We start from the raw sequence: 9,342 nt of genomic DNA on the forward strand, positions 1-9,342 counted from the left end.
CCGCGACGGCTCCCCCCAGCAGCCCCGGAGCCAGCCCGGACGACCGCCACCACAGCCGGCCACGCACCCGGCCCCCCACACGCCCGGACGACCAGGACACCGACGAGCCCGGAAGGTCGACGGCCTGAGCGGGGCCGGCAGCTTGCGGGGAGCCGACGGCATGAGAGGCGCCGGCGACATGAGAGGAGCCGGCGGAGTCGGCGGAGTCGGTGGAGTCAGCTGAATCGGCGGAGCCGGTCACGTGCGTCACGGCCTCATGCTCCCAACGACACGCGCTTTAGCCGCGTAACAGCACAATCATGGATGTGTCGCCCAAGATGCGCTTATGCGCTTTTCGGAGCCGCCGACCCCCGCGGCCGAACCATCCGCCGGGACACCCGAGCCGTCAGCCAACGGGAGCGGGCCGTCAGTCAACGGGAGCGGGCCGTCAGTCAACGCGAGCGGGCTGTCGCCGCGGGCAGTCGAGTGGTACGAACTGACCCCCATCGAAGTCCCCGAACCGCCGCCTCTCCCCACCGGCCCACTGAACGCCGCTCAGGCGTTCGAGGCCCTGTACACGTCCTGCGCGCCCGCCCTCGTACGGCAGGCCCACCTCCTCACGGGGCGGCGCGCCCTCGCCCGCGAGTCGGTGGAGCGCGCCTTCCAGCTCGCCTGGCAGCGTTGGCCGGAGGTCGCCGTCGACCCTGACCCGACGGGCTGGGTGCGGGCCGCGGCACACGAGTACGCGCTCTCCCCCTGGCACTGTTTCCGCCTCACCCTGAGGCGTCCCGAGCCACGGTCCTCGCCCCGGCTCTCGGCCGCGCTCGAACAGCAGGGCGTCGCACTCACCGACTACGCCCTCATCGACGTACTCCGGACGCTGCCGCCCCCGTACCGGCGCGCACTGGTGCTGTACGACGGTCTCGGCCTCGGCCTGCCCGAGACGGCGGCCGAGACCGAGGCGAGCACGCCCGCGACGGCCGGCCGTCTGATGTACGCCCGCGAGGCGGTCGCCGCGTGCCTGCCGGAGCTGGCGGACCCCGTGGAGTTGCGGCGCCGACTCGCCGACGCCGTGACCGGGGAGGGACCGTGGGTCGTCAGACCGGGTACGCCTGCCGCCGTCCGCGTCCGCGGTGAACGCCGCGCCCGCCACTGGACCCACGCGGCCGTCGCCGTCACGGCCCTCCTCCTCGGCGCGATCGCCCTGACCGTCCATACCGCCCCCGACCACTACGAACCCCCGGTGGCCAAGGGCACCCCGATCCGCGGGGTACCGCCCAGGCCGGCCCTGGGACCTCTCTCCCAGGAACAACTCGAACTGCGCGCGCGACTCCGCTCGGTCCTGGCAGGCGGCCCGGAGAGACTGGCCCCCGAGATCAGATGACGAAAACGCCGACGGGCCCGCACCCCCAGGGGTGCGGGCCCGCCCGATCGGGCCGAGTCCAGGTCGGTCAGCCGACCAGGGTCGGTCAGCCGGCCAGGATCGGTCAGCCGGCCAGGATCTCGCGCGCGAGCTTCGCCGTCTCGGTCGGGGTCTTGCCGACCTTGACGCCCGCGGCCTCCAGGGCTTCCTTCTTGGCCTGGGCCGTGCCGGAGGAGCCGGAGACGATGGCGCCGGCGTGGCCCATGGTCTTGCCCTCGGGCGCCGTGAAGCCGGCGACGTAGCCGACGACCGGCTTGGTCACGTTGGCCTTGATGAAGTCGGCCGCGCGCTCCTCGGCGTCGCCGCCGATCTCACCGATCATCACGATCAGGTCGGTGTCGGGGTCGGCCTGGAACGCGGCGAGCGCGTCGATGTGGGTGGTGCCGATGATCGGGTCACCGCCGATGCCGACGCAGGAGCTGAAGCCGATGTCGCGGAGCTCGTACATCATCTGGTACGTCAGCGTGCCGGACTTCGACACCAGGCCGATACGGCCCGGCTTGGTGATGTCGGCCGGGATGATGCCGGCGTTCGACTGACCGGGGGTGATCAGGCCGGGGCAGTTCGGGCCGACGATGCGGGTCTTGTTGCCCTTCTCCTGCGCGTACGCCCAGAAGGAGGCCGTGTCGTGGACCGCGATGCCCTCGGTGATGACGACCGCGAGCGGGATCTCGGCGTCGATGGCCTCGACGACCGCGTCCTTGGTGAACTTCTCCGGGACGAAGATGACCGTGACGTCGGCGCCGGTCTTCTCGATCGCGTCGGCGACCGACCCGAATACCGGGATCTCCGTGCCGTCGAAGTCGACGGTCGTGCCCGCCTTGCGGGGGTTGACGCCACCGACGATGTTCGTGCCGGAGGCCAGCATGCGCTTGGTGTGCTTCTGGCCCTCGGAGCCGGTCATGCCCTGGACGATGACCTTGGATTCCTTGGTGAGGAAGATAGCCATGGTGTTCTGTGACCTCGTCCCTTACTTCGCGGCCGCAGCCAGCTCGGCGGCCTTGTCGGCCGCGCCGTCCATGGTGTCCACCTGCTGCACGAGCGGGTGGTTGGCGTCCGTCAGGATCTTGCGGCCCAGCTCGGCGTTGTTGCCGTCGAGGCGCACGACCAGCGGCTTGTTGACCTCTTCGCCCTTGCTCTTCAGCAGCTCCAGGGCCTGCACGATGCCGTTGGCGACGGCGTCGCACGCGGTGATGCCACCGAAGACGTTCACGAAGACGGACTTGACGTCCGGGTCGCCCAGGATGATCTCCAGGCCGTTCGCCATGACCTCGGCGGAGGCGCCACCGCCGATGTCGAGGAAGTTGGCCGGCTTGACGCCCTTGTGGGCCTCACCGGCGTACGCGACCACGTCGAGGGTGGACATGACCAGACCGGCACCGTTGCCGATGATGCCGACCTCGCCCTCGAGCTTCACGTAGTTGAGGCCCTTGGCCTTGGCCGCGGCCTCGAGCGGGTTGGCCGCCGCCTTGTCCTCGAGCTCCTCGAACTCCGGGTGACGGAACTCGGCGTTCGCGTCCAGGGAGACCTTGCCGTCGAGGGCGAGGACGTCACCGGAGGCGACCTTGGCGAGCGGGTTGACCTCGACGAGGAGGGCGTCCTCCTTGACGAAGACGTCCCAGAGGGTCACCAGGACATCGGCGACCTTGTCGGCGACCTCGGCCGGGAACTGGCCCGCGGCCACGATCTCCTGCGCCTTCTCCTTGGTGACGCCGGAGTTGGAGTCGACCGGGATCTTGGCGAGCTTCTCGGGGGTCGTCGCGGCGACTTCCTCGATGTCCATGCCACCGGCGACGGAGGCCATGGCGAGGAAGGTGCGGTTCGTGCGGTCGAGGAGGTAGGAGACGTAGTACTCCTCGACGATCTCCGGAGCCGTCTCGGCGATCATCACCTTGTGGACCGTGTGGCCCTTGATGTCCATGCCGAGGATGTCCGTCGCGCGGGCGACGGCCTCATCCGGGGTGGCGGCCAGCTTGACACCACCGGCCTTGCCGCGACCACCGACCTTCACCTGCGCCTTGACGACCGACTTGCCGCCCAGCCGCTCGGTGATCTCGCGCGCCCCCTCAGGCGTGTCGATGACTTCACCGGCCAGCACCGGTACACCGTGCTTGGCGAAGAGGTCCCTCGCCTGGTACTCGAACAGGTCCACGCGCTTCCGTCCCTATCAGTGATCTAGCGGTTCGTTGGATGCGTGGGCGTGCCGCGAAGGGCAACGTGACGTCCGCTGTATGTCACAAGGGAGGCGCACACGGTGTCCGAGCGCGCGGCATGTCCGTCTCGCAGGTTATCCCCGTCGGGCAGGGGGCTCTAAATCGCAGATCACACATGAGCGGTGATACCTGTCACAGATTCGGCCCGTCCGGGGCAGGTCGGGGCCTCACCGGGCTGGGGTTGACCCGGTGAGACCCCTGCAAGGTCCTCCAATGGCTCTGAAGGGCCCAGGGCGGGTGGTCCCCACCCCAATGGGGACCACTCACCGCCTTCCGCCGGGATTCGGTCGGGTACGGCCGACGGCTTCGGCCGTACCCGCGGTACGGCCGATGGATTCGGCCGTACCGGTTTCTCCCGGTGGAGTCGTTGAAATCGGTGGGGTCGGCTGTACCGGGCGTACTAGCTGTGCTGGCTGTACTCGCCGTACTGGCTGTACTGGCTGTACTGGCCGTACTGAGCGGCGTGCTGCGCGTCCGGCAGGTAGCTCGGTGTGATCGACTCGGCGACGCCCTCGGCCCCGGTGGCGGCGTTGCCGAGGAGCGGGCCACCGGTGGACTGGACCGTGCCGGTGAGGTCCTGCGCGAACGGGGCGACCTGGCCGGTCACGGGGGCGGTCTCGCCGACGACGTTCTGCGCGAACGGCGGCACCTCGCCCGTCACGCCGTACACCAGGTCCGTCGCGCCGCCGCCGGCACCCGCCACGACCGGCTGCGCGTAGCCGACGACGGCCTCGACGACCGGCTGCACGGCGCCCGCCGTGCCGTACGCGAACGGCGTGGCCTCGTCGGTGACGAGGCCCTGCGCGAACGGCCCGGCCTGGTCCCGGACGAGGCCGGTGGCCAGCGGCTGGACCTCCCCGGCCACGTTCTGGGCGAACGGCCGCGCGTCGTCCGTCACGCCGTACGCCACCCCGCCCGTGTCCGCCACCGCCTGCCCCGCGACGGGCACGACGCCGTGGACGGCGGTGTGGGCGACCGGCGGGAGCAGGGAACCGGTGGTGTCGCCGACGATCTGACCCGCGACCCCGGTCGCGTACGGCGGGAGGTCCGCGACGGCCTGCCCGGCGACCACGGTGGCGTCTCCCGTGACGCCGTACGTGAGGGTGCCGGCCCCGGCCGTGGCCCGGCCGGCGAGGGCCTGCGCGTCGGCGACGGTCTGCCGGGCGAGTGCCGCAGCGTCGGCCACTGCCTGGTACGCGAGCGTGCCCGCGTGGGCGGTGGTCCGGTCGGCGAGCCCGGTGACGTTGCCGACGGCGTGGCCCGCGATCGGGGTGACACCGTGGGTGACGGTGCCGACGACCGGGGGCACGGCGACCGCGGTGGTCTCGTCGACGACCGGGGTGACGGTGGCGGGTACGCCCTCGACAACGGGGGTGACCTGGGCCGGGACCCCCTGGACCGTGCTCGTGACATGGCTCGGGACGGCGGAGACAGTGCCCCAGGTGGCCGTCGTCACGCTGCCGGCCTGCGTCCGGGCCTGCTCACGGGCCGTGGTGGCCGTACCGGTGAGGCGGTCCTCGGCGCCGGTGGCGGCGGTCTGGACGGCGGCCCGGACGGCGGTCCGCGTGGCACCGGCCGTACGTCCGGCTCCCGCCGTGACGGCCTGGGTCTTCCGCTGGATCACGCCCTCCGCCGTGTACCTCGTGTTCTGGAGCCGGGTCTGCGCGGCGGCGAGCGCCTCCTCCAGCTCCGGAGCGAAGGCACCGAGGGGACCGAAGAGGTAGTCGACCTCGCCCTCGAGATCCTCGGACGTGCTGACGGTCTCGGACACCTTCGCGGAAAGACGCGCGCCCTGCGGAACCTCGGCGTCCACGTAACGGCGGGCCCGGTCCGCCGTGGTTCGGGTGGACCTGGACGTGAGGGCGGTGGCCTCCGTCGTGGCGGCGGTGACTTCCGTCGTGGCGGCCTTCTTCGCCTCGCTGACCTCGACGGTGCCGACGGCGACCGTGGACCCGGCCGTGACCGCGGTGTCCGTGACGGTGGAACCGCTGTCGCTGCTCCTGGCCGCGTCGGTCACGCCGGAGACGGTGTCCGTCACATCGGTGACGACCTCGCCGACGGTGCCGGTGACCGTGCCGGGCGTGTCCTCGGTGTCGACGGAGACGTCGGGCACGGTCACGGCCGACGAGGGCAGCTCGTCCGCGCCGGCCACGCTGGAACCGAGCGCCCACGCGCCGGTCACTCCGGCGGCTATCACGATCGAGCGGCGGATGTTCTTGTTCATATGTGCGTCAAATCCTTCGGGAGGACCGGGATGAGGACCCGGATCAGAACCGGGATCACGGGACTGGGGGAACCGGGCGCGGCGCACCCCTCGGACTCGGGAGGGCCGGAACTCCGGGGAACAGATGCGGGTTCCGGCTACGACTCCGGTCGCCTTGCGGTGTCGGTGCTGTGGCGTGTTCCGGCTCCGGTGGTGTCCGTCCGGGATTCGCAGGGGCGCCCGGACGGCGGGCAGACCTGTTCCGCCCCAGCGCGGCAGGTCCGGCGGTGGTGGAGGGAGGGCTGTCCTAGCCGGGGAACTCGGGGATGTCCCGGTGCCTGTCCCGGGTCCCGTCCGCGGCGACGGCCGCGGTGACGCCGGGCACGAGGCTCATCGGAGCCCGGTGGTTCAGGGTGACGGCGTGCGGCTCACCGTGCCGCGACCCGCCGTTGTCGACCGCCGTGTGCCGGCCGAGCGCACCGGCGGGGTCACCGCCCGGCGTCTCCTGCACGGGCGCCTGTGCGGCGTGGGCGACCTGCAGATCGCGGGGCGCCGCGGACACGGCCGGTGGCGTGCCGTCGAGGAACCGCGGCCCGTACGCCGCGCCCGCCCGAAGGGCCGACCGCTCCTCGGCACCGTCACCGCGCTCGGCCACGTCGGGCTGCTCGGACGCAGCCTCGCCGGGCTGCTGCGGCGTCGTACCGATCGGCAGGGTGTACCCGGGTATCCCCGGCATCTCCGGGAGACCGGGCGTCGACGGCATCCCCGGCAGCGAGGGGAACTGCGGGGCTCCGCCCGCCAGACCGTCGGTGACCGTCTCGACGAGGTCACCCACGGGCCGCACCACCTGCTCGGTGACCGGCTCCACGACGTAATCGCCCACCGGCCGTACGACCCGACCGACGGTGGCCACAGAGCCGGTCACCCGATCAGTCACCGGATCGGCCGCAGGGACAGCTGGGGCGACAGGCCGCGTACGAGCGGGAGCTTCACCAGTCGTGCTGGTGGTCATCCTGATGGTCGCGCTGGTGGTCGTGCTGGTGGGCTCGACCTCCCGTCCGGCCGTGCCGACCGCCTCCCCCACGGACCGAACGGCCTCGGACGACGGCGTGGTCACCACGACCGTCGCCGCCCCCGGCGAGGTCCCGTCCGCCGCGTGCGCCTGTTCCCCGCAGAGGAACCCCAGCGCGAACAGCCCTCCCACCAGCAGCACGATCTGCAGCACACGCCGCCCGACCGCCCCACGCATCATGCGCAGAGCGGCACCGGCACAGGGCAGTGCGGCTGGGGAAGTCAACGGGAGAGCCCTCCCACGGGCGGGATGACGGCGTACGGCACGGGGCGCGCCCGCCGGACACCGGCGAGCTGGGCGAACTGTCCAAAGGGACGAACTGTTCGAAGACGTGAAGCGGTTCGAAGGCTGTGAACAGGTGCCGCCGATCCTCGCACGGAACTCCCGAGGTTGCGCAAGCCCTCCGTTACCGATGGGTAGTCATGTCCCCTTTCTCGCACCTGTTTACTTCTCCTCCCGTCTCCTCACGCGCTGCCCAGGTATCGGCTCACGTGCTGTGCGGCGTACGTCCACAGGCAGTCAGGTGTCGGTTCCCGTGATCCCCCGGCATGCCAGGCCATGTCAGGCCACGTCAGGTCACATGGCGTCCGGCACGGGCAGCGGCCGCTTCTCGATGGCCGCCGCCATGACCTCGGGGAAGAGGTCCGGCGTACACGCGAACGCCGGTGCGCCCAGGGCCGCAAGCGCCGCCGCGTGCTCCCTGTCGTACGCGGGCGCTCCCTCGTCGGAGAGCGCGAGCAGCGTCACGAACTGCACTCCCGACGCCTTCATCGCCGCCACCCGCTTCAGCATCTCGTTGCGTATCCCGCCCTCGTAGAGGTCGCTGATCAGTACGACCACCGTCTCCGCGGGCCGGGTTATCTGCGACTGGCAGTACGCGAGCGCCCTGTTGATGTCCGTGCCGCCGCCGAGCTGCGTACCGAACAGGACATCGACCGGATCGTCCAGCTGGTCCGTGAGGTCGACGACGGCCGTGTCGAAGACGACTAGCCGGGTGTTGATGGACCGCATCGAGGCGAGCACGGCGCCGAAGACCGATGCGTAGACGACGGACGCCGCCATCGAACCCGACTGGTCGATGCAGAGGATGACCTCTTTCTTCACCGACTGCGAGGCCCGCCCGTACCCGATGAGCCGATCGGGCACCACCGTCCGGTACTCCGGCAGGTAGTTCCTCAGGTTGGCCGCGATCGTGCGGTTCCAGTCGATGTCGTGGTGGCGGGGGCGGGTGACGCGGGCGCTGCGGTCCAGAGCGCCCGTGAGGGTGGCCCGTGTACGGGTGGCGAGCCGCTTCTCCAGGTCCTCGACGACCTTGCGCACCACGGCCCGCGCGGTCTCCTTGGTCGTCTCGGGCATCGCCTTGTTGAGGGAGAGCAGCGTGCCGACAAGGTGCACGTCGGCCTCCACCGCCTCCAGCATCTCCGGTTCCAGCAGCAGCGTGGAGAGCCCGAGCCGGTCGATGGCGTCCCTTTGCATGACCTGCACGACGGACGAGGGGAAGTACGTCCTGATGTCACCGAGCCAGCGTGCGACGGACGGCGCCGACGCGCCAAGCCCCGCCGAACGCTCCCGCCCCGCCTGCGGTTTGTCGCCCTTCCCGTAGAGCGCGGTGAGCGCACCGTCCATGGCCGCATCCCGCCCGGAGAGCGCGCACCCCGTCCCGTCGGCCGTGTCACCCCCGAGCACGAGCCGCCACCGCCGCAGCCGCTCGTCCGCGGCGGCCAACTCCTCGCTCACCGCCGGCCCGCTCGTCGTCCCGGTACTCATCGGCCCACCCCCACAAGGTCGTCGCTGAAGTACGCACCGCCAGTGCCGTCGCTTCCGGCACCACCGGTGCTGTCCCCGAGGCCGCGGCCGCCGGCCTCCCCGGCCGTGCCCTCCTCGTCCAGCCCCAGCAGCAGGCGCAGTACCGGCAGTACGGCGTCCGCCCGCCCGGTCTCGAGCCCGGGGGCGAAGCCCGGTATCCCGGAGCCGACGGCCGTGGCGGCGGCCCGCGCTCCCGGCCCGCGTCGGACCAGCTCGCCGAGGGTCCGGCGTACCCCGGGCTCGTACGCCGAGAACGTCCGCCGCAGCAACGGCAGTACGTCGGTGAACGCCTCCTGTGGCACCCCCGTCAGCCACGCGTCCACCAGCCCGAGCAGCCGCTCGTCGTGCACGAGCAGCATCCCCCCGCCGGCTCCTCCCCCGACGAACCCCTCGATCCACGCGGCCGCGTCGGCCGGTGCCGTCCCGGGCGACAGCACCAGCGACATCAGCCGAGCGGTCTCGTCCTGCCCCAGTTCCCCGTCGTCCAGCAGCAGACGGACGGCCCGCCCCCGGATGACACCGGGGACCGTGTCCCGCCCGGAGAGGACGCTGAGCACCGAGTGCCAGCGGGCGCGCAGGTCGCCGTGCGTCTCCGAGACGGCCTGCCCCAGCAGCCCCACCGCCCCTGTCTGTTATACACAGCTGA

6 protein-coding genes and 2 pseudogenes are annotated in these 9,342 nt (G+C 71.6%); 1 reads left to right on the forward strand and 7 read right to left on the reverse strand.

Annotated elements, in window-relative coordinates:
* Positions 1-250 (reverse strand): annotated as a pseudogene (locus FNH04_RS48145) (hypothetical protein); the annotation flags it as partial.
* Positions 251-325: 75 nt separating this feature from the next.
* Between FNH04_RS48145 and FNH04_RS34915 the strand changes: the two are divergent.
* On the forward strand, positions 326-1,363 hold the full coding sequence (locus FNH04_RS34915) for an RNA polymerase sigma factor (protein ID WP_152789865.1): 1,038 nt from the start codon (positions 326-328) through the stop codon (positions 1,361-1,363).
* Positions 1,364-1,466: 103 nt separating this feature from the next.
* On the opposite strand, the gene sucD is transcribed toward FNH04_RS34915, so the two are convergent.
* From sucD to FNH04_RS34945, 6 genes and pseudogenes are all read right to left on the reverse strand, one after another.
* A complete protein-coding gene (gene sucD / locus FNH04_RS34920; RefSeq protein WP_152789866.1) occupies positions 1,467-2,351 on the reverse strand; it encodes a succinate--CoA ligase subunit alpha in 885 nt (294 codons plus the stop codon).
* Between the two features lie 21 nt (positions 2,352-2,372).
* Positions 2,373-3,554 (reverse strand): ADP-forming succinate--CoA ligase subunit beta, encoded by a 1,182-nt coding sequence (gene sucC, locus FNH04_RS34925; protein WP_322724733.1) that lies wholly within the window; start codon positions 3,552-3,554, stop codon positions 2,373-2,375.
* A 461-nt stretch (positions 3,555-4,015) separates the two neighbouring features.
* Positions 4,016-5,839, reverse strand: coding sequence for a ribonuclease E domain-containing protein (locus tag FNH04_RS46840; RefSeq protein WP_194236911.1), 1,824 nt, complete (start codon positions 5,837-5,839; stop codon positions 4,016-4,018).
* Positions 5,840-6,125: 286 nt separating this feature from the next.
* Positions 6,126-7,115: a hypothetical protein gene (locus FNH04_RS34935; RefSeq protein ID WP_152789868.1), complete on the reverse strand. Its 990-nt coding sequence runs from the start codon at positions 7,113-7,115 to the stop codon at positions 6,126-6,128.
* Between the two features lie 351 nt (positions 7,116-7,466).
* Entirely contained in the window at positions 7,467-8,657 is a 1,191-nt protein-coding gene (locus FNH04_RS34940; RefSeq protein ID WP_152789869.1) for a VWA domain-containing protein, read from the reverse strand.
* Positions 8,654-9,322: pseudogene (locus FNH04_RS34945) on the reverse strand (DUF5682 family protein); the annotation flags it as partial. The pseudogene FNH04_RS34945 and the gene FNH04_RS34940, both read right to left, overlap by 4 nt.
* Between the last annotated feature and the right edge of the window lie 20 nt (positions 9,323-9,342).

The sequence above is a fragment of the Streptomyces phyllanthi genome, assembly GCF_009377205.1.
In the GTDB taxonomy this organism is placed as follows: Bacteria; Actinomycetota; Actinomycetes; order Streptomycetales; family Streptomycetaceae; genus Streptomyces; species Streptomyces phyllanthi.